General features: G+C 67.2%; 20 protein-coding genes, 1 tRNA gene, 1 other RNA gene and 2 pseudogenes. 15 read left to right on the forward strand and 9 right to left on the reverse strand.

What is annotated here, in order from left to right:
* Positions 1-269 precede the first annotated feature (269 nt).
* The 4 genes and pseudogenes from AB0E63_RS11360 (at position 270) to AB0E63_RS11375 (ending at position 2990) form a co-directional block, all read left to right on the forward strand.
* On the forward strand, positions 270-743 hold the full coding sequence (locus AB0E63_RS11360) for a hypothetical protein (RefSeq protein ID WP_360364284.1): 474 nt from the start codon (positions 270-272) through the stop codon (positions 741-743).
* A gap of 360 nt (positions 744-1103) precedes the next feature.
* The gene (locus tag AB0E63_RS11365; RefSeq protein WP_360364286.1) at positions 1104-1700 is read left to right on the forward strand and encodes a hypothetical protein; all 597 of its coding nucleotides are present in this window, start codon (positions 1104-1106) and stop codon (positions 1698-1700) included.
* 64 nt (positions 1701-1764) lie between these two features.
* A pseudogene (locus tag AB0E63_RS11370) lies at positions 1765-2091 on the forward strand (transposase); the annotation flags it as partial.
* Positions 2092-2213: 122 nt separating this feature from the next.
* On the forward strand, positions 2214-2990 hold the full coding sequence (locus AB0E63_RS11375; protein WP_360364287.1) for a site-specific integrase: 777 nt from the start codon (positions 2214-2216) through the stop codon (positions 2988-2990).
* A gap of 120 nt (positions 2991-3110) precedes the next feature.
* Here the strand turns inward: AB0E63_RS11375 and AB0E63_RS11380 are convergent, their stop codons facing one another.
* Both AB0E63_RS11380 and AB0E63_RS11385 read right to left on the reverse strand, forming a co-directional pair.
* Positions 3111-4337, reverse strand: coding sequence for a DUF4365 domain-containing protein (locus AB0E63_RS11380; protein ID WP_360364289.1), 1227 nt, complete (start codon positions 4335-4337; stop codon positions 3111-3113).
* A gap of 259 nt (positions 4338-4596) precedes the next feature.
* Positions 4597-4684, reverse strand: a tRNA-Ser gene (locus tag AB0E63_RS11385).
* A gap of 237 nt (positions 4685-4921) precedes the next feature.
* Between AB0E63_RS11385 and AB0E63_RS11390 the strand changes: the two genes are divergently transcribed.
* The 3 genes and pseudogenes from AB0E63_RS11390 (at position 4922) to AB0E63_RS11400 (ending at position 6376) form a co-directional block, all read left to right on the forward strand.
* Complete coding sequence (locus AB0E63_RS11390; protein WP_360364291.1) at positions 4922-5392, forward strand: CatB-related O-acetyltransferase; 471 nt, start codon at positions 4922-4924, stop codon at positions 5390-5392.
* A gap of 131 nt (positions 5393-5523) precedes the next feature.
* Positions 5524-5802 (forward strand): annotated as a pseudogene (locus AB0E63_RS11395) (GNAT family N-acetyltransferase); the annotation flags it as partial.
* 340 nt (positions 5803-6142) lie between these two features.
* Positions 6143-6376, forward strand: a complete 234-nt coding sequence (locus AB0E63_RS11400) for a hypothetical protein (RefSeq protein WP_360364293.1) — start codon at positions 6143-6145, stop codon at positions 6374-6376.
* Here the strand turns inward: AB0E63_RS11400 and AB0E63_RS11405 are convergent.
* Positions 6353-7168 (reverse strand): TIGR03620 family F420-dependent LLM class oxidoreductase, encoded by an 816-nt coding sequence (locus AB0E63_RS11405; RefSeq protein WP_360364295.1) that lies wholly within the window; start codon positions 7166-7168, stop codon positions 6353-6355. The genes AB0E63_RS11400 and AB0E63_RS11405 overlap by 24 nt on opposite strands.
* A gap of 52 nt (positions 7169-7220) precedes the next feature.
* On the opposite strand from AB0E63_RS11405, the gene ffs reads away from it, so the two are divergent.
* An RNA gene (gene ffs, locus AB0E63_RS11410) (signal recognition particle sRNA small type) lies at positions 7221-7317 on the forward strand.
* 52 nt (positions 7318-7369) lie between these two features.
* On the forward strand, positions 7370-8185 hold the full coding sequence (nadE, locus tag AB0E63_RS11415) for an ammonia-dependent NAD(+) synthetase (protein ID WP_360364297.1): 816 nt from the start codon (positions 7370-7372) through the stop codon (positions 8183-8185).
* A 15-nt stretch (positions 8186-8200) separates the two neighbouring features.
* Here the strand turns inward: nadE and AB0E63_RS11420 are convergent, their stop codons facing one another.
* Together AB0E63_RS11420 and AB0E63_RS11425 are read right to left on the reverse strand one after the other, a co-directional pair.
* Positions 8201-8599: an SRPBCC family protein gene (locus tag AB0E63_RS11420; RefSeq protein WP_360364298.1), complete on the reverse strand. Its 399-nt coding sequence runs from the start codon at positions 8597-8599 to the stop codon at positions 8201-8203.
* 2 nt (positions 8600-8601) lie between these two features.
* Positions 8602-9087, reverse strand: coding sequence for a MarR family transcriptional regulator (locus tag AB0E63_RS11425; protein ID WP_360364299.1), 486 nt, complete (start codon positions 9085-9087; stop codon positions 8602-8604).
* 153 nt (positions 9088-9240) lie between these two features.
* Between AB0E63_RS11425 and AB0E63_RS11430 the strand changes: the two genes are divergently transcribed.
* The 4 genes from AB0E63_RS11430 to AB0E63_RS11445 all read left to right on the forward strand — a co-directional run bounded on the left by AB0E63_RS11430 (position 9241) and on the right by AB0E63_RS11445 (position 14243).
* Positions 9241-10866 carry a long-chain fatty acid--CoA ligase gene (locus AB0E63_RS11430; RefSeq protein ID WP_360364301.1) on the forward strand — a complete coding sequence of 542 codons (1626 nt, stop codon included), beginning with the start codon at positions 9241-9243 and terminating at the stop codon, positions 10864-10866.
* 622 nt (positions 10867-11488) lie between these two features.
* A complete protein-coding gene (locus tag AB0E63_RS11435) occupies positions 11489-12151 on the forward strand; it encodes a hypothetical protein (RefSeq protein WP_360364303.1) in 663 nt (220 codons plus the stop codon).
* Positions 12148-12918, forward strand: a complete 771-nt coding sequence (locus tag AB0E63_RS11440) for a hypothetical protein (RefSeq protein WP_360364304.1) — start codon at positions 12148-12150, stop codon at positions 12916-12918. Before AB0E63_RS11435 ends, AB0E63_RS11440 begins: the two co-directional genes overlap by 4 nt.
* A gap of 128 nt (positions 12919-13046) precedes the next feature.
* Positions 13047-14243: a serine hydrolase domain-containing protein gene (locus AB0E63_RS11445; RefSeq protein WP_360364306.1), complete on the forward strand. Its 1197-nt coding sequence runs from the start codon at positions 13047-13049 to the stop codon at positions 14241-14243.
* Between the two features lie 58 nt (positions 14244-14301).
* Here the strand turns inward: AB0E63_RS11445 and AB0E63_RS11450 are convergent, their stop codons facing one another.
* From AB0E63_RS11450 to AB0E63_RS11460, 3 genes are read right to left on the reverse strand one after another with little or no spacing between them, the layout of a single operon-like run.
* On the reverse strand, positions 14302-14514 hold the full coding sequence (locus AB0E63_RS11450) for a hypothetical protein (RefSeq protein ID WP_360364308.1): 213 nt from the start codon (positions 14512-14514) through the stop codon (positions 14302-14304).
* Between the two features lie 30 nt (positions 14515-14544).
* Positions 14545-15066, reverse strand: coding sequence for an SDR family NAD(P)-dependent oxidoreductase (locus AB0E63_RS11455; protein ID WP_360364310.1), 522 nt, complete (start codon positions 15064-15066; stop codon positions 14545-14547).
* 46 nt (positions 15067-15112) lie between these two features.
* Positions 15113-15955, reverse strand: a complete 843-nt coding sequence (locus AB0E63_RS11460; RefSeq protein WP_360364312.1) for an SDR family oxidoreductase — start codon at positions 15953-15955, stop codon at positions 15113-15115.
* 148 nt (positions 15956-16103) lie between these two features.
* Here AB0E63_RS11460 and AB0E63_RS11465 point away from each other — a divergent pair, with 148 nt between their 5' ends.
* Positions 16104-17030 (forward strand): helix-turn-helix transcriptional regulator, encoded by a 927-nt coding sequence (locus AB0E63_RS11465; protein ID WP_360364314.1) that lies wholly within the window; start codon positions 16104-16106, stop codon positions 17028-17030.
* A gap of 11 nt (positions 17031-17041) precedes the next feature.
* Here the strand turns inward: AB0E63_RS11465 and AB0E63_RS11470 are convergent, their stop codons facing one another.
* On the reverse strand, positions 17042-17857 hold the full coding sequence (locus AB0E63_RS11470) for an aminoglycoside 6-adenylyltransferase (RefSeq protein ID WP_360364315.1): 816 nt from the start codon (positions 17855-17857) through the stop codon (positions 17042-17044).
* A gap of 140 nt (positions 17858-17997) precedes the next feature.
* On the opposite strand from AB0E63_RS11470, the gene AB0E63_RS11475 reads away from it, so the two are divergent.
* Positions 17998-21114: a DNA polymerase III subunit gamma and tau gene (locus AB0E63_RS11475; RefSeq protein WP_360364317.1), complete on the forward strand. Its 3117-nt coding sequence runs from the start codon at positions 17998-18000 to the stop codon at positions 21112-21114.
* Positions 21115-21257: the final 143 nt, after the last annotated feature.

The raw sequence follows: 21257 nt of genomic DNA on the forward strand, positions 1-21257 counted from the left end.
TAATACAACCGTTCAAGATTTCCGCGGGGGCCCCCCCCCCCCGCCGGGGGGGGGGCGGGGGGGGCCGGTTCACCCCCGGTGTCCCCCCCCCTCCACTGCCGGGGGGCCGGGCGGCGCGGCCCCCGCCCCCTCTGTTGTTCGTGCCTCCGGGGTTCGAAACCGGGCTTTAACCTGCGGTTTCTTCAGTCCGGGAGACTGGCGGAGGATAGCGCGCAGAATGAGACACGTGGCGTGCCCGAGAACCTGACGCCGGGAGAGGTGGGCGAACCATGGCGAAAGGCGAGATCCCCGACGCCACGGAAGGTGGCTACCCAAACCCGGGATGGCCGCCAACGGTGGCGGAGGAGGCTGGCCGTGCGTTGGCCGACTGGATCGCTGAGCATTACGACAGGTCGTCGGGCAGCGTGTGGGTTCTGAAGGACCGCACGACGGTGGTGGTCCACTGGAGGGGCACTGTCCCGGTGGGGTTGCGGAGCCTGGCGGCTCGCCAGCCAGTTCCAGTGGCCTTCAAGCCGGCACCCTATTCGCTCGACGAGCTGAATGCAGCGATCGATGCTGTGATCGCCAACAACCCCGGCATCGTGTCCGCGATCGGAAGCGAGCCAGACCGTTCAGCCATCAGCGTCGCGTTGTTCTCCACCGCGCCGCCGGACGCCTTTGCCCAACTCAAGGCCCGGGCAGGAACCAGCATCCCCATCGTCTTCCGCGGCCTCATCGACCCCATACCCCTCGGCGGGCGTTGACGCGTTCGGCGCCAGAGCCAGCCCATGCGCCCGTCCCAGTGGGCCAGGATGTGCAGACCTTTCCAGAGTCCCGGCGAGGACGGCGAACCGGTCCATGAACTGGCCGCTCATCGCGCTACACGGGTGGCATATCGCGAGCGCACCGCCACGCGAAGCACGTGACATCGCCGCCGTTTGGCCGCCTGAGATCCATGGCCGCCGGTAGCAATCTAGAACGCACTGATTTGCCGCAAATAGTGAAGGCGTGGACCTGCTGGTACGACGACCGTCTCTCCCAGACCCTCCGCCCGTTCGTTCGCGTGCCGGTGGTGGACCGCGGTCTTCGACGATGGCATGCCCAGCGAAGAGCATGATGGCTGCATGCCCGATTTCATGTGGCTCCCGGCCAATCAAGCATCGACAGAGGACGTCGAGGCGGTCTTCGCCACGGGCGGAGCCCACAAGTGCCGTTGCCAAGCGCTGAAGGTGCCCGGCTGGATCTGGCGGGACACGACCCAGGAGCAGAGGGATGCCGCGCTGCTGGAGCAGACCGCCTGCGGTACCACCACCGGACCGACGTCGGGGCTGATCGGGTACGTCGACGGCGAGGCGGCCGGCTGGGTCGCGGTCGAGCCGCGGGAGAACTACCCGAGGCTGTGGAGCCGGAAGCAGGCGTGGATGCGGATGGACCCCGAGCTTGAGGGCGTCTGGTCAGTCACGTGCTTCGTCGTGCGCAAGGGCCGGCGTCAGTCGGGGCTGACCTACGAGCTCGCCGCCGCCACCGTTGAGTACGGCGAGCAGGTCGGCGCCCGCGTCCTGGAGGGGTACCCGATCGAGCCGCCGCCGGGCAAGACCGTGATCTGGGACGAGGCGTCGGTCGGGCTGGTGCAGGTCTTCCTCGAGGCTGGTTACGAGGTAGTGGCTTCGCCCACCCTGCGGCGGCGTGTGGTGCGGCGACGACTGGGCAACCATTCATGACCCTCGCCAGACCGGCCCGACGAAGGGACCATGTCGCTCGGACGTGCCGCAGATGGCCTACCCGGACGAGGAACTGCACCTGGTGATGGACAACTACGCCGCACACAAGCGACCCGAGATCCGCGCCTGGCTGGCCGCGAACCCCCGGATCCAGGTGCACTTCACTCCTACCTCCGGATCGTGGCTCAACCTCGTCGAGGTCTGGTTCGGGATCATCGAGAAACAGGCCATCCGCCGCGGCACGTTCGGCTCGCGCAAGGACCTCAACGCCAAGATCCGCGCCTTCATCGACGGCTGGAACGACCGCTGCCACCCCTTCGTCTGGACCAAGACCGCCGACCAGAGCCTCAAGAAGGCCAACCGTCCGCAGACTTCAGAAACGCACCACTAGAACCCGAACACCTGGAGACGTTTTACCAGCGGATGATGAAGGACGGCAGTAAACCCGCGACGGCTCACCAGGTTCACCGAACCGCGAGAGTTGCACTGGGGGAGGCATTGCGGCGCGGACATGTGAAGCGCAATGTCGCCAAGATCGCGAAGGGTCCGCGCCTGAGCGACGAGGAAATTGAGCCGTACTCGATCGAGGATGCACAGCGGATCATGACCGAAGCCGAAAAGGACCGGAACAGTGCCCGGTGGGCTGTTGCGCTGTCGCTTGGCTTGCGCCAGGGCGAGGCCCTGGCGCTCCGATGGTCTGACGTTGACCTCGACGCCAAACAACTGCGAGTGAAGTGGACGGCTCTACGGCCGATCTACGACCACGGATGCGGTGGAAAGTGCGGACGCACGCCCGGCTTCTGTCCGCAGAAAGTCCGGGTCAATTCGTTCATCGGCGAGACCAAGAGCCGCGCTGGCAAACGCGTCATCGGTCTGCCTGACCAGCTCGTCGCGCTGCTCCGGAAGCACAAGGCATTACAGGCCGCAGAACGACGGCGGCGCCAACTCTGGACCGAAGGTGATTGGGTGTTCGCCGGGACAACCGGTGAGCCGCTGAACCCGAACACCGACCATCACGAGTGGAAGGCACTGCTACGGCGAGCTGGGGTCCGCGAGTCGCGACTACATGACGCCCGGCACACCGCCGCGACGATGCTGCTGGCTCTGGCTGTACCGGAGCGGGCCGCGATGGGGGTGATGGGCTGGTCTTCGACCGCCATGGCCGCCCGGTACCAGCACATGACTGACCCGATCCGGCGAGACATCGCAGAGCGGCTCGGAGGGCTGCTCTGGGCGTCGGGAGATGATTCGTCAGGCGACGTCGCGTCAGCGGTTCGGGCGCCGGCGTAGGAACAACTGAGATCAACCGGCTGCGGGCGGCTCCCAGACCTGGGAGCCGCCCGCTTCGTGTTCGATCCCTCCCATGCCGCAAACCTTGATCCTGCCGGGGTGAGACCAGTTCAGCGGTCCTCACTGAGACGCTGCGTCCCCCGGTTTGGGGATGCGCCACTCAATTCGCACCTGCTCTTCAAGGGGGAGCGAGGGGCCGAAGACATAGATGCGGCGGATTAGGTAGAGAAGCGCCAGCCGGAATGCCTCTGGCGCCGTGTCTTCGAGCCTCGCTCGGCTCAGCTTGGTCACTTGACGGACGATGCGTGGGTCGGCTTCAAGAGGCCCGAGCTCAGCCACGATCTCTGGGTCGAGCTCGTCGTCCTCGCGCATCGCCAGGATCGAACGGTCCAGCAGGTCGGGTTCGGCCTCGATGCGCTCGAGAATGCTCGCAATGACGTAGCTGTCGGCATCGTCCACTGCGATGTTCGCGTGCTCCACATTGTCAGAGCAGCTCGAACAACCCTCACACTCGCCGGGGTCGATTAGGTCCTCCGCCCCCTCATCCGCTTGTCGAGTGGAGATGAAGCAGGAGATCACCCACATGGTCTCGGACTGACTCAGCTCCAGATCCTCGGCAGTCGATAGGTCGAAGTCGCCTTGCCGATCTTTGGAGCTGCCGCCTGTTTCGTCCTCCAGTTGCGGAATCTCCGAGCGCATTAGGGACTCCAGGCTGACGAGGTAGGGCTCCCACTCGTGGGCGCTCAGCAGCAGGGTTGCGATCGACTCTCCCGGACGTTTCCAGAAGATGAGGTCCTCGTCGTAGCCATTGGTGAAGTGCAGAACGTGGTCCGCAACATCGAAGTCGACTCCGGACATCTCACCCAGGTGGGTGAGGACGGCCTGTCGGCCCCGATAGCGGCCAACGTAGCGGCGGGCCTGCGCGACAAAAGACTCCATGGTCGTGTCATCCAGCACCGCGTTGGGGCTGACTCCGATGACTCGCGGCGGATTTAGGGAACCGGCTCGGCGGAGCTGTTGGGTGGCATTCGCCCAGCACAGTCGTCTGTTGTCCGCGTCGTACACCACGCAATAGACAGGGATGTTTCCGTTCGCCCATGTGTCGCCGTGCTCGCCGACGGGCACGGCGTATCCGTTGGCTCGGCGCCATCGGTTCCCGCCCTTGACCTGAATCTTGATTACATCGCTCGTCACGTCGCCCTTGTCGGTGAAGGTGACGTAGAGGTCCTCGCCGAAGTCGTTCTGTCCGGATATCTCTTGGACGATGTGGTCGTGCTCTTCAAGGAGGGTGCGCAGTGCGTTTACGGCAGCCTGTCCTACGCGCCGGCCCTTCGCGATCTTCGGCATGCCGTCCTCTCCGGAGAGTCTTCGCCTGCCCGAGCGCACCCGAGGGCATCACGTCCGCACAATCTTGCCCTACGCGGCCGACCCAGGCGCGACAGCGGGCGCAGTCTGCGCCAGCTCCCGGTGTGGAGGAACTGAGACCAAAACTGAGACCAGACGACTCCGGGGCGGCTCCCAGATGTGGGAGCCGCCCCGGCTGTTGTCTGTCCTCCGAGAATCTGAAATCGTGCTCTGACCTGCGGTTTCTTCACTCTGGGGAAGCTGGCGGAGGATACGAGATTCGAACTCGTGAGGGGTTGCCCCCAACACGCTTTCCAAGCGTGCGCCCTAGGCCTCTAGGCGAATCCTCCAAGCGGAGAGGATACGCGAGGGGGCGGAGGAAGGTGAAATCGGGCTGCTGGTCGCACACCTGCTCATCTAGGGTCGGCCGCATGCAAGGTGCACCGGATCCGAATGTCGTACACCCGATGCCCGCTGCCGAGCGCGTGGTGTTGCTGAAAGCGGTGGTGACGTCGCCGCTGATCGAAGTGGGCGACTAATCGTACTACGACGACCCTCGGGACCCGACTGCGTTCGAGACGAGCAACGTGCTCTACCACTACGGTCCGGAGCGCCTGCGCATCGGGAAGTACTGCGCACTTGGCGAAGGCACCACGTTCATCATGAACGGCGCCAACCACCGGATGGACGGTCCGTCGACGTTCCCGTTCCCGATCATGGGCGGCGCATGGGCCGAGCACTTCGATCTGATCACCGGACTGCCGGGCCGCGGCGACACCGTCGTCGGGAACGATGTGTGGTTCGGCTACCGCACCCTGGTGATGCCCGGAGTGACCATCGGGGACGGCGCGATCATCGCGTCCGGTGCGGTCGTGGTCGACGACATACCGCCGTACGGGATCGTCGGTGGGAACCCGGCCAAGCTGATCCGCCGCCGGTTCGCCGATGCGGACGTTGACCGCCTGCTGAAGGCAGCGTGGTGGGACTGGCCGGTGGAGCGGATCACCGCCAACGTACGAGCGCTCATGGCCGGCCGAATCGAGGATCTGGAGAAATGAGTCTCGTATTGCGCCCCATCGAGCCCGATGACGTGGATGCGCTGCAGGAGCTGATCGAGTCCGATCCCGGGTACACAGAGCGGATCACCGGCTACCCACCTGGCCCCGCGGACGCGCAGAGCCTGCTGATGATGCGCCCGGAGAGCCTGCCGGAGGAGGCGAAGGTCGTCCTGGGTGCGTTTGTGGACAACCGGTTGGTTGCGGTCGTCGACCTGCTCCGCGGCTATCCGAACGACCACACCGGCTTCATCGGCCTCCTCCAGGTCCACTGGAACCACCAGGGCAGCGGCCACGGCAGAGCGACGTACGAAGAGGTCCAGCGGTACGTCGAGACCTCGTGGCCCGAGGTACGGACGCTGCGACTGGCCATCGTGGACACGAACGCGCAGATCGCGGCCAAGTTCTGGCTCCGGCAGGGGTTCACGCCGACCGGCGAGGAGCGCCCGTACCGCTACGCCAAGCTGGAGTCCACCGCCCGCCTCTACAACAAGCTGCTCACCTGGGCACATCCCGCCCTGGAGGTACGCCAGTCGCCCGTGGCAGGCCAGGGCCTCTTCGCGACGCGGTCCATCGCGAGGGGCGAGGTGGTCGGCCAGCTGTCCGGCCGCCGAGTCAGCACGGCCGAACTCCGGGAGCTCCTGAAGCACCCACCCGTCGACACGATCACGATCGACGACGACGAACACCTTGTGTTGAGCAACGACCCCCGGCCCCGTAATTGCTTACGGCAACCACAGCTGCGACCCAGCCATGTGGTGGATCGACGCCGTCACCCTCGAGGCCCGCCGGGACATCCAGGCGGGCGACGAGGTGACGAGCGACTATGGGACGTCGACCGGCGTGGAGTTCGAGATGAGCTGCACCTGTGGCTCACCACTGTGCCGAGGGGTCGTCACGGGTGAGGACTGGAAGCGCCCGGAGCTCCAGAGCCGGTACGGCGACCACTGGATCCCAACGCTGTTACGCAAGCAGCGTGGGGGCTAGAGCTCTCCACTGTTCGATCGGCTGCGGGCCAGTGACGCCAGTGATCACGTTGACGGCGACATGGTCGGCTCCCGCGTCCAGATGCTCGGTCAGCTTGGCCTTGATGTCGGCCGGCGTGCCCCATGCGGCCAGTGCGTCGACCATGTGATCCGGGAGCTCAGCCAGGTCCTCCTCAGTGAACCCTTGCCGCTTGAGCGAGGCGGCGTACCCAGGGATCCGCGGGAAGAAGCTGATGGTGTCCCGTGCGATCGCCCGGGCCCGGTCCGCGTCCGACTCCAGTACGACGAGGTGGCTGACCGCGAGGAGCTTGTCCGGCCCGAGGACCTTGCGTGCCTCAGCGGAGTACGCCGCACTGACCAGGAACGGATATGCGCCGGCGGACCGGTCGCGGGCCAGCTCCAGCATCCGCGGACCGAGCGCTGCGAGCACCCGACGGTCCACTGGTACGTCGACCTCGTCCAGGTACGCGTTGAGCGTGGCGAGCGGCTTGGCCCCGTGCGCTCCACCGAGTCCGACGGTGAACCGCCCCGGTGCGGACGCTTCCATCGCGGCGTACGTCGTACTGACGTCGGCCGCACTGTATTTGACGACAGCGAGGATGCCGCTGACGAACTTGATCGAGTTGGTCGCGCCGATGAGGTCGACGATGGTCTGGAGTCCCGGCAGCGGACCGCCGGACAGCCAGATCGTGGGGTATCCGAGCTCTTCGGCCGCCTGAGCGGCCTCCAAGGAGTGCGGGCTGCTGTCAAGACCGGTAGCAATCCCGAACGTGCCAAATTGGTGATCCGTCACCCATCCAGAGTAGGCCGATTCGGGTTGACCACGACGATCCCGTACACTCATGGCTGGTTCCCCGCGTGGCGGTATCTCGCCCAACTCCCCCAGGGCCGGAAGGCAGCAAGGGTAAGTGAGCTCTTCCGGGTGCGCGGGGAATCCTCATGTCCGGGCTGTCTAGGCTTGGTGGGGTCTGTCCCCATCACCCTGAGGAGCCCGATGAGCGCCGAGCGCCGCTATCTGCAGGAACTGATCATTGCCGAGCTCGGTGTGACCGCGTCGTTCGACCCGGACACAGAGATCGAGCGCCGGGTCGAGTTCCTGGCCGATCAGCTCCGGCGTACGGGCGCGACGTCGTACGTGCTCGGTATCAGTGGCGGGGTCGACTCCGGTACTGCGGGACGCCTCTGCCAGCTCGCGGTCGAGCGGGTCCGGTCCGAGGGCGGTGAGGCGACGTTCATCGCGATGCGGCTCCCGTACGGCGTGCAGGCGGACGAGGCGGACGCGCAGCGGTCGCTGGAGTTCATCAAGCCCGACGAGACGCTCGTGGTCGACGTGAAGCCGGCCACGGACGCCATGGTCGAGTCTGTGCGCCACGCTGGCCTGGGCGAGCGTGAGGACTTTCACACCGGCAACATCAAGGCGCGGCAGCGGATGATCGCGCAGTACGTCGTCGCTGGGGCGCGCAGCGGCCTGGTCGTCGGCACGGACCACGCCGCCGAGGCCGTGATGGGCTTCTTCACCAAGTACGGCGATGGTGCCTGCGACCTCACGCCCCTGTCGGGCCTGACCAAGCGCCGCGTCCGCGAGGTCGGCGCCCGCCTCGGTGCGTCGCCCGAGATGACGGGCAAGATCCCCACCGCCGACCTGGAGACGAACAACCCGGGCGTGCCGGATGAGGCCGTCCTGGGAGTCACGTACGACGAGATCGACGACTTCCTCGAGGGCCGCGAGGTCGATGAGAAGGCCGCGGCCACGATCATCGCCACCCACCGCCGGACTGCTCACAAACGAGCCGTTCCGCTGGCGGTCTGACTTCCTACCGGCAGCTCAGGACGAGTGAGTGAGCTGCCGGACGCGGTTGGCGAGGCGGGCCAGGCGGATGGTGGCGACGTTGCGGTAGGCGGGGCGCAGGACGGTTGCCAAGGGCCCGGACTGCTCGAACGTGTGCGTGACCTGGCTGTCCGGCGAGATGGTCCAGGTGCCGACCTCACGGAACCCTGGCACCTGCCACGTGATCTCGATCCGGTCCGGCTCGACCACCGTGTACTGCAGCTCGCCCGCGAACCCCGGCCGCACCCGCAGCGCGTACCGCGTGCCGAGATCCGCCTCGACCGGCCCGTCGATGGCCAGGAACGCCTCGTTCCACTCCGGCAGCGCGAGCGCGTCCAGCAGGATGTGGCGGATCGCGGTCGGGTGGGCGGGAATGGTGTCGGTGGCTTGCTCCATGACTATCTCTCCTGGGCGAAGTGGTGGTCGTGCTCGGGGTCCCGCCGGCGAGCCAGGGCAGCCCCGGCGGGGAACGCGTCGGCGACGGCGCGCAGCGTGGTGATGGTCTCGTCGAGCGCATGGCCGGCGACCAGGTCATGCATGGTCCGGTGCAGCCGGTTCTCCGCGGTGACGATGCGCCGGTGCAGCGCCCGGCCCTTCGTGGTCAGGCTCAGCGCGAGGTAGCGCCGGTCGACCGCGTCGATGCCGCGCTTCACCAGCCCCTGCGCGACCAGGCGATCGACGAGACGGCTCGGACTGTTGCCGGTCTCGCAGACCAGCAGACCGCCGAGCGCGTTGAGCGTCAGCGGTCCGTGATCACGCAGCACCCGGAGGACTTCGGCCTGGGACGGCGTGATTCCGAGCGGACGCAGCTCGGCGGCGAGCAGGCGGTTGCCCTCGCGCTGGATCGCCAGCACGAGATACCGCAGCTCCTCGACCACCTTCATACCCGAAATATTACACGACACGTATGTCATGTCATCTATCGGTTTCGATGTCTTCTCGTTGTGCATTCGTGCCGGAAGAGTGCCTGAATAGTGCCGGAGAAAGTCCGGCGAGGGTCATGGTCAAGGTGACATCGCGACTGGCACAGTGTGTGCATGAAGGGTCTGATGCAGAGCTACCAGCTGTCCCTCGACACCATCTTTCTCCGGGCCGAGCAGTTCTACCCGGACAAGACCGTCCACACCGGCGGCCCGGCGCCGACGACCGTGACGTACGGCGAGTGGGCCGCGCGGACCAGACGCCTGGGAGGTGTCCTGGACGCGCTCGGGATCAGTCCGGACGGCCGAGTCGCCACCTTCGCGTGGAACTCGGGCCGTCACCTCGAGCTGTACTTCGCCGCCCCGTGCACCGGCCGGGTCCTGCACACGCTCAACATCCGGCTCTTCCCCGACCAGGTCGTCTACATCGCGAACCATGCCGAAGACGAGGTCGTGTTCGTCGACAAGTCGCTCCTCGGGCTGTTCCTACCGCTCCTCGAGCGGCTGCCGTTGGTCCGTCATGTCGTCGTGATGGACGACCTGCCACCGGGTGCGCCCAGCGCGGAGGTGCCGGACGATCCACGGTTCCACGACTACGAGGAGCTGCTCGCCGCGGCCGAGCCGGTCGAGTTCCACGTTGACGACGAGAACCAGGCCGCCGCGATGTGCTACACGAGCGGTACGACGGGCAATCCCAAGGGCGTCGTGTATTCGCATCGATCCACCTGGCTGCACTCGATCGGCGTACTGACGAACGCGGGGATCGGGCTGGCCGAGACGGACACCGTCATGCCGGTCGTGCCGATGTTCCACGCGAACGCTTGGGGTCTGGCACATGCCGCCCCGATGGCCGGCGCCTCGCTGGTGTTCCCCGGGCCGGACATGAGTCCGCAGGGGATTCTCAAGCTGCTGCAGGAGCAGGAGGTCACGCTGTCGGCCGGTGTGCCGACGATCTGGCAGGGGCTGTTGCCGTTGCTGGACGGCGTCGAGCTGCCCAAGCTCCGACGGATCCCATGCGGTGGCTCCGCCGTACCGCTGGCGCTGTCGGAGGCGTTCCGGGCGAAGCTCGGCCGGCCGATCCTGCAGGCGTGGGGCATGACGGAGACCAGCCCGGTGGCGACCGCGTCGCACGTCCCAGCTCGGTACGAGGAGCTCCCCGAGGACGAGCAGGCCCGGCTGCGTGCGCGGCAGGGGCTCCCGCTTCCTGGTGTCGAGGTGCGGATCGTCGAGCCCGGGTCGATCTCACCGCTGCCCTGGAACGACGAGGCCACCGGTGAGCTGCAGGTCCGCGGCCCATGGATCGCCGCCGAGTACTACCGCCCCGACGAGGGTGTCCAGCTCAGCACCGAGGACGGCTGGATGAAGACCGGCGACGTTGCCGCGATCGACCAGTTCGGCTCGGTCCGGCTGGTCGACCGCACCAAGGACCTGGTCAAGTCCGGCGGCGAATGGATCAGCTCGGTAGAGCTCGAGAACCTCCTGATGGCCCACCCCGCCGTCAAGGAGGCCGCCGTCATCGGCGTACCTCACCCCAAGTGGGACGAACGCCCCCTCGCCTGCATCGTCATCCAAGAAGGCGAATCCGTGACAGGCGAGGAGATCCTCGACTACCTCCGCCCCCAGGTCGCCAAGTGGTGGCTCCCCGACGCCGTCGAATTCATCGAAGAAGTCCCCAAGACCTCAGTAGGCAAGTTCTCCAAGAAAGACCTCCGAACCCGCTTCGCCAACTACCACCTGGAGTAAAGCCTCCGCGCAGTGCCTCCACTTGTAGCCTGAGGCAGCCACATAACCTCATGTCTGTTGCCTCAGGCCCACAACCTCCGTGACAGGACCGCGTGCAGTTGTCCGACGACAGCCTGCAGGAACAGCTCAGGCTGCTCGGACATCCGGAGACCGAGAAGATCGCCGTCGGGATGCAAGGCGCCTGCCGTATCACACTCCGCTGATGTTGGAGCTCCACCGTTCTGGTCCGTTCTGGGCGACGATCGAGGCTGAGCTCCCGGGAGTCCCACCGCACACCGTGGCTCCCTCCTTCGGATCACCGGACTGGGTTCAAACGCGCGATTGCGTCGTCGAAGTCCTAGGCGACCTGACCCAGGTCGTCGCGCTACTCATCTGATTGGACGACCCAGCGCACAGCCGCACATCCCGTAGCCGGTCGACGCCAAGTGATGTCGTCATCGGTGGGGTCCGCGCCCTTGACTTGGTTCTGGGCGGCGTTCTTACCATGGGCGTAGTACGAAAAGACCCGGTTACGGGTCTCACCTTTGGCAGTCGGGGACGGGGCAGGACCACCGGAGGTCCATTCGTCCTGGGGACCTGGTGGGGGAAAACGCCGGTCCCGTGCTTGAGGGGGCAGTCCAGCATGAAAGAACTGGACGCATCGCAGAAACAATCATCCAACAGCGGTTTCACTGCATCCCGCTCATCATTAGCCCGGCTGGCAGGTCCCTTGGCCTTCGCAGCGGGCCTGTTGATGGTCGTGGTCGAGGTGGTGATCTTCCCGATCGTCGATCGCGACGATCGCGTGGGTACGTCGACGAACTCTGTATACCGGGTCAGCGGTGTCGTGTACTTCGTGGCTTTCTGCCTGCTGTTGCTCGCCGTGGTCGCGGCGTACGCATGGGAGGCGCAGGAGGCGGGCCGGTTCGGCGTCGTGGGCGTGATCGCCGCGATCGTGGGCATTATGTTCCTCGGCGGTGATCTGTGGTTCGAGACGTTCTACGTCACCTACCTCGCCGACACCGCACCGGAGGTTCTCGACGCTGATCCGGCGGGTCTGCTCGTGATCGGTGCCGTGTCGAGCTATCTGCTGTTCGCAATCGGTTGGGCACTGTTCGGCATCGCGAGCCTGCGAGCCGGGGTGTTCCCACGTGCCATCTGCGTCGCCATCGTGATCGGCGGCCTGATCGGATTCCAGGCGCTGCTGCCGCCATTCGGCATCCCGCTCGGGCTGGCGATGATCTGGTTGGGCGTCTGGATGATCAGAACGCCCGTACCGGCGAGCGTCACGGAGGCAGTCTCATGACCACGACCGGACCCGTCACGAGCCCTACCGCACCGGTACGCCGTTCCTGGAGCGGCTGGCGCACGTTCTTCGTGATTATCGGCAGCTTGCTCATCCTGGCCGGCGGCGCTTCGCTCATTGGCGGCGTGGTCGGGCTCTGGACCCACGCTCAGCGCGACGCTGACGGCTACCACACCGCCGGCCCCGAACGCCTCACCAGTGACGCCTTCGTCTTGACCGCGCCGTCCATGGATGTCGGCATCACCGGTCCCGACGCGGTCGCCGCCGGGGACCTACTCGGCGACGTACGTATCACGGTCACCTCGACGAAGGACACACCGGTGTTCGTCGGCATCGGCCCCGCCGACGACGTCGCCAGGTATCTCGACGGCGTCCGCCGCAGCGAGGTCGCGGACTTCGACGCCGACCCGTTCACGGTCAGCTACGTGCAACATCCGGGCGGCCAACCCACCGCGGATCCCACCACGCAAGACTTCTGGGCCGCGTCCGACAGCGGAACCGGAACCCGCACCCTCACCTGGAACGTTGCTGACGGCAACTGGTCGATCGTTGTCATGAACGCCGACCGATCGGCGGGAGTCGACGCCGACATCAGCCTCGGAGCCACGCTGCCGGTCCTCCTGCCGGCCTCCATCACCGCGGTCGTGGTGGGCGGCCTGCTGCTGCTCATCGGCATCGTGATCATCGTGGTGACGATCGCAACTCGCCCCACCGTCGGCCAGCCGGTGCAAGCCCCACCACCACCAGGCCCGGTCACGGCGCAATGACTTCGGCCCACTGGCGGCCATCCGACGCACCGACCATCGACAGCGAGTTCTCACTGACTCGATCGGCGCCACTCTGCGACCACGCGTGAGCGCGGTCGCGCACGGCCCACGAAGGTAAGGAGTCCTCAATGATGTTCTCATCGGAGAAGCGACGCAGCCGGTGGACGGTGGTCGTCGCGCTTGCGGCCGCGGCGAGTCTGGCCGCGGCACCGGCCGTCTCGGCGTCAGCCACGACGCCATCAGCGGCACCAGCAAGATCCTCGAGCGGTCATCCGCCGCCAGGAGTTCAGGCCGCGCTCGATCAGGTCGTCGCGGCCGGCGCGCCCGGTGCGATCGCGTTGGTTCGGATGGGCGATCGTACGTACCGGTTCTCCAGTGGGTACGGCAACCTCGCTCCGCTGACGCCGATCCGCGTCGGCGAGCTGTCCCGGATCGGTGGCGTCACGAAGTCGTACACGGCCACCGTGGTCCTCCAGTTGGTCGGCAAGCGAGTACTGAAGCTCAACGACACGGTCGAGAAGTGGCTCCCCGGGGTCTTCCCCAACGGCGAAGGGATCACGATCCGCCAACTGCTCAATCACACCAGCGGCATCTTCGACTACGTCCAGGACGACAGAGTCTTCGCGCCGTACCTCGGAGGAGACCTGACCCTGCCCTTCGATCCCCGCGAGGGGGTCAGAATCGCGGCCGAACACGACCCGCTCTTCGCACCGGGGACAGGTTGGTCGTACTCGAACACCAACTATCTCCTGCTCGCGATGATCGTCGAGAAGGCCACCGGTCACTCGATCGGGTCCGAGCTTCGCAGCCGTATCTTCAAACCACTCGGGCTCGATCACACGAGCTACCCGACCACGTCAGAGATCCGTGGCTCGTACATCCACGGCTACTGGACAATCTTCGGACCCGAGCCGACCGACTTCACGCCGCTCAGCCCCACCCTGCTCGGCGCTGCCGGAGCAATCCTGGCCAGCGCCGACGACGTCGCCCGCTTCTATCGGGCGCTGCTCCGCGGCCGCCTGCTGAAACCCGGCGTTCTGAAGGCCATGCAGACCATTGACCCGGTCGCCGACGAGCCTCCAGGGGCCATCGACGCGGGTATCCCCGGCGGCGGCTGGGGCTTGGGGCTGCTCCGAGAGACGTTCCCCTGCGGTGAGGCCTGGGGTCACGACTCCGAGATCCCCGGCTACACGACCGCGGCGTGGAACAGCAAGGACGGCACCCGTCAGGTCGTCGTAGTCGTCAACATGGACGGCTTCCCCCACGACCACCCGGTGCCGACAGCCATGCGCAACGTCCTCGCCAAGGCGTACTGCGGGAGCTAGAAACCGTCCCACCTCAACCACCCGCATCCATCCGGGATGCGGGTAGTTGCTCGACCGCTCAGACCTGGTCGGTGGGCATGATCCACAGCTCGCCGACGGCGGTGTGGCGTGGTCGGGTGACCATGTAGACGACGCCGTCGGCGATGTCCTCGGGAGCGAGAACCTCGGTCTGGTCGTAGAACGGGTCGATCAGCTGATCGCGTACGTCGGGCCTGTTGTGCGACCCCAGTTCGGTGTTCACCCCACCGGGCTCCAGGACACCGACGCGCACGTGGCGCCGGGTGACTTCCTGGCGCAGCGCCTATGTGAATCCGTTGACCCCGAACTTGGTCAGGCTGTACACACCGTAGCCGTTCCAGGCGACGCGGCCGGCGATCGAGCTGATGTTGACGATGTCTGCGACTCGCCGCGGACCCTCCTCGGCGGCCTGCAGCAGATGCGGCAGAGCGATGCGAGTTGTGTAGAGCAGTCCGTTGACGTTGACGGCGAGCATGCGTTCCCAGTCATCGGTGTCCGCGCCGACGACTGGGCCCAGCAGCATCAGGCCCGCGTTGTTGACCAGTGTGTCCAGCCGTCCGAATCGCTCAACGGCCTGCTGTACGGCTGCCTCCGCTTGGGCCTGTTCTGTGATGTCGGCTTCCACGACCAGCGCGCTACCGCCGGCCTTCTCGATCTCGTCTGCGAGATCTACCAGTCGTTCCTTGCGCCGGGCCACCAACGCGACGGAGGCGCCGTGTTCGGCGAGTCGGCGGGCAGTGGCCGCGCCGATACCGCTGCTCGCGCCGGTCACAAGGGCGGCGGTGCCGGTCAGATTCGATGTCATGGGTTGTGTCTCGTTTCCTTGCTGCGGTATCCGGTCAGTCGATAGCTCAGGCGTCGTCGTGGGCGAGGTTGCTGGACAGATCGCGGTAGACAGCGGCTTGGTCGAGGAGTTCGTGGGCCTTCTTCTCGAAGGTGGCGACCGCGTCTGCGCCGGCGGCGAACCGCAGCGGCGGCTCTTGGTGGCTCGCAAGACTGACCAGCGCGTCGGCGAGTTTCGCGGGATCACCGCCCTGCTTGCCGTTCATGCTGTTCCACGCGTCCACGGTCTGCTTGGTGCGTACGGCGTAGTCGTCGATCGACGCCGCGGCGTAGCTGGTCGACTCCGGGGTCAGCAGTTCGGTGCGGAAGAAGCCAGGTTCGACGAGCATGGTGTGGATCCCGAACGGCGCGATCTCGGGCGCCAGTGACTCCATCCAGCCCTCCAGACCGAACTTGGAAGCCGCGTATGCGGTCAGGAACTCCCCGCCCGTCAGGCCGGCGGTCGATGAGATCGTGATGACCAGCCCGGAGCGCTGCGCGCGCAGAACAGGCAAGGCAGCACGGGTGACGTTGATCGGGCCGAACAGGGTGGTCTCAATCTGCGCACGGAAGTCCTCAGGGGTGATCTCCTCGAAGAAACCGGCGTAGAAGTTGCCCGCGTTGTTCACCAGTACGTCGATCCGCCCGAAGCGGCCGACGGCGACCTGGACGGCGGCCTCTGCGGCGGCAGGGTCGGTGACATCGAGGCTCACGACCTGAAGGTCGTCGTGGTCACCGAGCACGGCGCCGACGCGCTCGACATTGCGTCCGGTGGCGACGACGGCGTGTCCGGCGGCGAGAGCTGCCTTGGCGATGTCGACGCCCAGGCCGCGTCCGGCGCCGGTAATGAACCAAACCTTCTTCTCAGTCATACCAATCCACGTCCTTCTGCTGATCTGCTCCGCGCGATTCGCGGCAGCACGGTCTACAGAACCCGTCACATCGGGGCGGGAGGAGTCCCTGTCAAAGGGGCACTGAGAGGGACCCCCAGACCTGAGGACGCGCTCGTAGAGTGAAGACATGGCAGCCGGGAATGACGAACGCGACACCAGCGCCGACGTGCGCGGCCACGTCCGTACGGACATCCGGGAGTTCCTCACCACCCGGCGAGCCCGGATCAGTCCCGAGCAGGCGGGACTGCCCATCTACGGCGGGGCCCGCCGTCGTGTCTCCGGCCTGCGTCGCGAGGAGGTTGCCCTGCTGGCAGGCATCTCGACCGAGTACTACACCCGGCTCGAGCGTGGCAATGCCACAGGTATGTCCGAAGGCGTCATCGACGGCATCGCGCACGCGCTGCAGCTCGACGGGGCCGAGCGAACCCACCTCCTCGATCTGCTGCGCTCGGCCGGCACCAGCCGCCGGCCACCGCGTCGCCGGCCGACGCCACAGCGTGTCCGGCCCACAGTGCAGCGGGTCCTGGATTCGATGAGTGGCACACCGGCATTCGTCCTCAACGGACGACTCGACGTACTGACCGCCAACGCACTCGGGTATGCGCTCTTCTCGCCGGTCTACGCCGACCCCGCCAGGCCACCGAACAACGCGCGGTTCGTCTTCCTCGACCCGCACGCCTCCGACTTCTTCCGCGCCTGGGACTCAGTTGCCAACGACACCGTCGCACTTCTGCGCGCCGAGGTCGGTAGAGATCCGTACGATCGGCAACTGTCTGACCTGATCGGGGAACTGTCCACCCGCAGCGATGAGTTCCGGATCCGCTGGGCCGCGCGCAACGTCCGGGTCCACACCACCGGCATCAAGCTCCTTCACCACCCGGTCGTGGGAGACCTTGACCTGCCGTTCGAATCCTTCCCGCTAGCGAGCGACCCGAGCCAGAGCCTTCTCACCTACACCGCCGAGCCGCAATCCCCCTCACAAGACGCCCTGAATCTGCTGGCCAGCTGGGCCGCGACCAACAAGCTCGAACACCCGGCGTCGTTGTCCGACTGAGTGGACTGCGGTTAGGCGAAGTCGACGGTGAAGTGGGTTCTGAGATGGGTGAGGGTGGCGTCGACGAAGCCGGTTGGCCAGGTCTCGCCGGTGACCTCGGCGAGGGCGGTGCCGCGGCGGATGAACTCGCGGCAGATGTATTGGTTGGCCTTGATGATGTCGGCCGGCTCGCTGCCTGCCGCCGGGATCGCTTCCAGAGCGGCGCGTTGTTCGGCGGAGAGCAAGGCGTTGAGTCGCTTGGCACCACCAGTACGTCGTACGCCGCGCTCGGCGAGCATGAGCGCGATGAGTTGGTCGCGGACCGCGCCGACGCCCTGGTTCGCGACGACGCGTTCGTCGCGGCCGAGGACTGTGACGAGGTTCCCCAGGAAGTAGAAGAAGAGGTTCACCGGTCCGGCCGGCCAGTACGGTTCGCTCGGCCGACCACCCTGCTGCGCGATGTCGCCGTCCGGGAACAGGGTCCCGTCCCGGTCGAACAGCACGCGCACCCCGTCGTACTGCAATCGGTCGAAGGACTTCAGTGGATGCACGATCAGATCGACGTGCAGCCAGTCGGCCGTAATCCCTAGGCCACCGATGAGCCCCGGCAGTTTGTCCGCGAACACCGTCGGCCCCGCGAGCTCCCGCAGTACGTCGTCCCAGTGCTCCTCGAACCACCCCACGCTCTCGTCCGTCACGACGAGATGCACATCAACATCACTGAACCTGTCGGCCTCGCCCGTCCCGTAACTCCCGCTCAGGTAAACCGCGAGCACCCGCCCATCCCCAGGCAACACCTCACGAGCTCGCTCGATAACCAGTTGCTGCCGCTCATCCCCAGTAGCCACCAACCCAAGCTAAGCCGTCCCATCACCTGATCCCCACCCCCCCCGTGCCCCGCCTCAGGGTGACGCTCTGTTTGGTCTGGGTCCACAGGGTGGTGGCGACTCGGGTGGAATTGTCGGGGGGCGGCGCTAGGGTTGCGGACGTGGAAGCACCCCTTGCGTTGTACCGCCGGTATCGCCCCGACACGTTTTCCGAGGTAATCGGGCAGGACCATGTCACGGCGCCGCTGCGGAACGCGTTGAGCAACAACCGGGTGAACCACGCCTATTTGTTCTCCGGGCCGCGCGGGTGTGGAAAGACCACCAGCGCGCGGATCCTGGCGCGGGCTATCAACTGCGAGAAGGGTCCGATCGCGGAGCCGTGCGGGGTGTGCAAGTCGTGCACCGACCTGGCTCGTGGTGGTCCCGGCAGCATCGACGTGATCGAGATCGACGCGGCGTCGCACGGTGGTGTCGACGACGCGCGGGATCTGCGTGAGCGGGCGTTCTTCGCGCCGGTCGAGAGTCGCTACAAGATCTACATCATCGACGAGGCGCACATGGTGACCACGCAGGGCTTCAACGCCCTGCTGAAGCTGGTCGAGGAACCGCCGCCGCACCTCAAGTTCATCTTCGCCACCACCGAGCCCGACAAGGTGATCGGGACGATCCGCTCCCGGACCCACCACTACCCGTTCCGCCTGGTGCCGCCGAAGGTGCTCGGCGACTACATGGCTTTTCTCTGCGAGTCCGAGGGCGTGACCATCGAGTCTGCCGTGCTTCCGCTCGTCGTCCGCGCGGGTGCGGGGTCGGTGCGTGATTCGCTGAGCGTCCTCGACCAGCTGATCGGCGGCGCCGGGCCGGAAGGTGTGACGTACGAGTTGGCTGTCGCGCTGCTCGGGTTCACACCGGACTCGTTGCTCGACGCGTGTGTGGACGGGTTTGCCGCGCATGACAGCGCGGCCGTGTTCGAGACGATCGAGAAGGTCATCGAGACGGGGCAGGACCCGAAGCGGTTCGCGGAGGATCTGCTGCGGCGACTGCGGGATCTCGTGATCCTGTCCGCCGTACCGAATGCTGTTGCGTCCGGCCTGATCGAGGCGGCCGAGGATCAAGGTCAGCGGCTGCAGACCCAGGCGGCCGGGATTGGCGCCGCGGAGCTCACCCGGGCGGCCGACATCGTGGCGGCCGGCCTGCTGGAGATGCGTGGTGCGACGGCCCCGCGGCTTCAGCTCGAACTCATCTGCGCCAAGGTCCTGCTGCCGGGCGCCGACGACTCGACCAACGGCATCCAGGCGCGTCTCGATCGGATGGAACGCCGGCTGACGATCGGAGTCCCCGCCGGTACGCCGGACGCCGCGCCCGCGCAGCCGATTGGTGCGCCGGTGTCTTCGGGCGATCTCGCGGGCGGACCCGGTCAGGACGCGGCCACGAGCCGGGCTGCGGCCCGAGCAACCGCGGGTGGCACGGGCGGGGTGGCCCCCGCCGGAGCTGCTGCGGGAGCCGGAGCTGCTGAGAGCAATGCCTCGGGAGCCGACGCCGGGGCAAGCGGTGCGGCGGCCGGCGCTGACGCGGCGTCGACCGGTGGTGCTGACGCGGCGCCGACCGGTGGTGCTGCGAGTGCCGCTGGCGGAGCTTCCGGTGGCGGTGACGCGGCAGACCGTGGCGCGGGCGCTGCTGGTGGTGCGGCGGCGAGAGGTGCTGCTGGTGCCGGTACGGCGGGGAGCGGTCGCGGCCGGGGAGACGTCGCGAGTGGTGCTAGTGGCGCTTCTGGCGCTGGCTCGGCTGCTGGTGCTGGGCGTACAGGAGCTTGGGGGGATGAGTCTGCTTCGGCAGGCGCTGGGCAGGCGACGGGTGGTGGCTCGGGTGCGGTGACGGCTGGTGCGTCGGCGTCGGCGTCGGGATCGGGGACGGGTGCGGCGCCGGGAGCTGGGAGTGCGGGGGCTCTGTCTGGTGCTGGTACCGGGTCCGTGGGGCTGGCGGATGTTCGGCGGTTGTGGCCTGAGGTGCTCGAGGCGGTGAAGAGCAAGCGGCGGTTCGCGTGGATCATGCTGAGCCAGAACGCGCAGGTCATCGGGATCGATGAGCAGACGTTGACGCTGGGGTTGGTGAACGCGGGGGCTCGGGAGAGCTTCGCTCGTTCTGGCAGCGATGAGATTCTCCGGCAGGCGATGATCGACACCATCGGGTTGAACCGGCGGATCGAAGCCGTTGTCGATCCGTCGACGGACCCCGGTGGAGGTGGCGGACAGCAGGCAGGCGGTCCCCGTGCCGGCGGCCCGCAAGCCGGCAGCCCAGGCTCAGGTGGTCCAGGCTCAGCTGGTCCGGGTTCAGGTGGCTCAGGCGCAGGTGGTCCGGGCGCAGGTGGTCCGGGATCGGCCGCTCCGGGGTCCGGTGGTCCGGGTTCAGGTGGTCCGGGGTCGGCCGGTTCGGGGCCTGGTGGTTCGGGGTCGGCTGGTTTGGGCGCGGGCGGGTCTGCCGCGGGTGGTTCCGAGGCCGGCGGAGTAGGCGCGGGGCCGGGAGCCGGAGGCGCGGGGGCGGGAACCGGTGGAGCGGGTGCAGGCGGGTCCGCGGCCGGTGGTCCGGCGAGCGGCCCGAGCGCGGGCGGTCCAGGCACGGGAGCGGGTGCCGGCGGATCGAGCGCAGGGTCGAGTGCTGACGGTCCGGGCACGGGGCCGGGAGCTGGTGCGGACGCGCGGTCTGGAAGCTGGGGAGCCGGTGAGACCGCGGGTGGCGCGGCTCGGGGCTCGGGCGGGGATCAGCCGGGTGGCGGTCAATCGGCGGAGAACGCCGGTGGGACCGCGGGTGGCTCACGTGGGGCTGCGAGTGCGGGCGAGTGGGGTGACGGTGGGGGTACGGCGATTGCCTTGCAGGAGCCGCCGCCGGATCCGGAGTACGACGTACCGCCGGAGGATCCGTGGGAGGACGGGCCGGTGGGGCGGTCGGCGCCGCGGGCTGGTCGGGCCGGCGGGGCGCAGACGCCGGGAGGTCCTCAGGCGACCGGGGTGTCCGGGTCGTCGGGGGCGTCCAGGCCGACCAAGGCGTCCGATCGGCGGGAGCAGGCTGCGAGTAAGCGGCGTGCGGCCGAGGCGGCTGTTGCCGCGGAGCAGGCGCGGCGGGCGGCTGCGGCTCCCGTGGCTCCGGAGGTGCCGCTGACTCCGGAGGAGGAAGCGGACGCGATCGGCGAGGACGACATGGTCCTGGAGGAGGACTCGCGGTCGCATACGGATCTGCTGCGCGAAACCCTCGGCGCACAGATCATCACCGAAGAACCCAACTGACCCTCGCTCACTGGTCGCGATCCGGGCCGGCCCGGTCGACGCTGAGCACTCCGATGGGCACGCGAGCAGCCTCTGTGCGTCCACAGGTCTTCCACAAGGGGTGGGGATGGTTGCGGTGGGTGTCCACATCATCCACAGGGTGT

The sequence above is a fragment of the Kribbella sp. NPDC026596 genome (assembly GCF_040638415.1).
Classification (GTDB): Bacteria; Actinomycetota; Actinomycetes; order Propionibacteriales; family Kribbellaceae; genus Kribbella.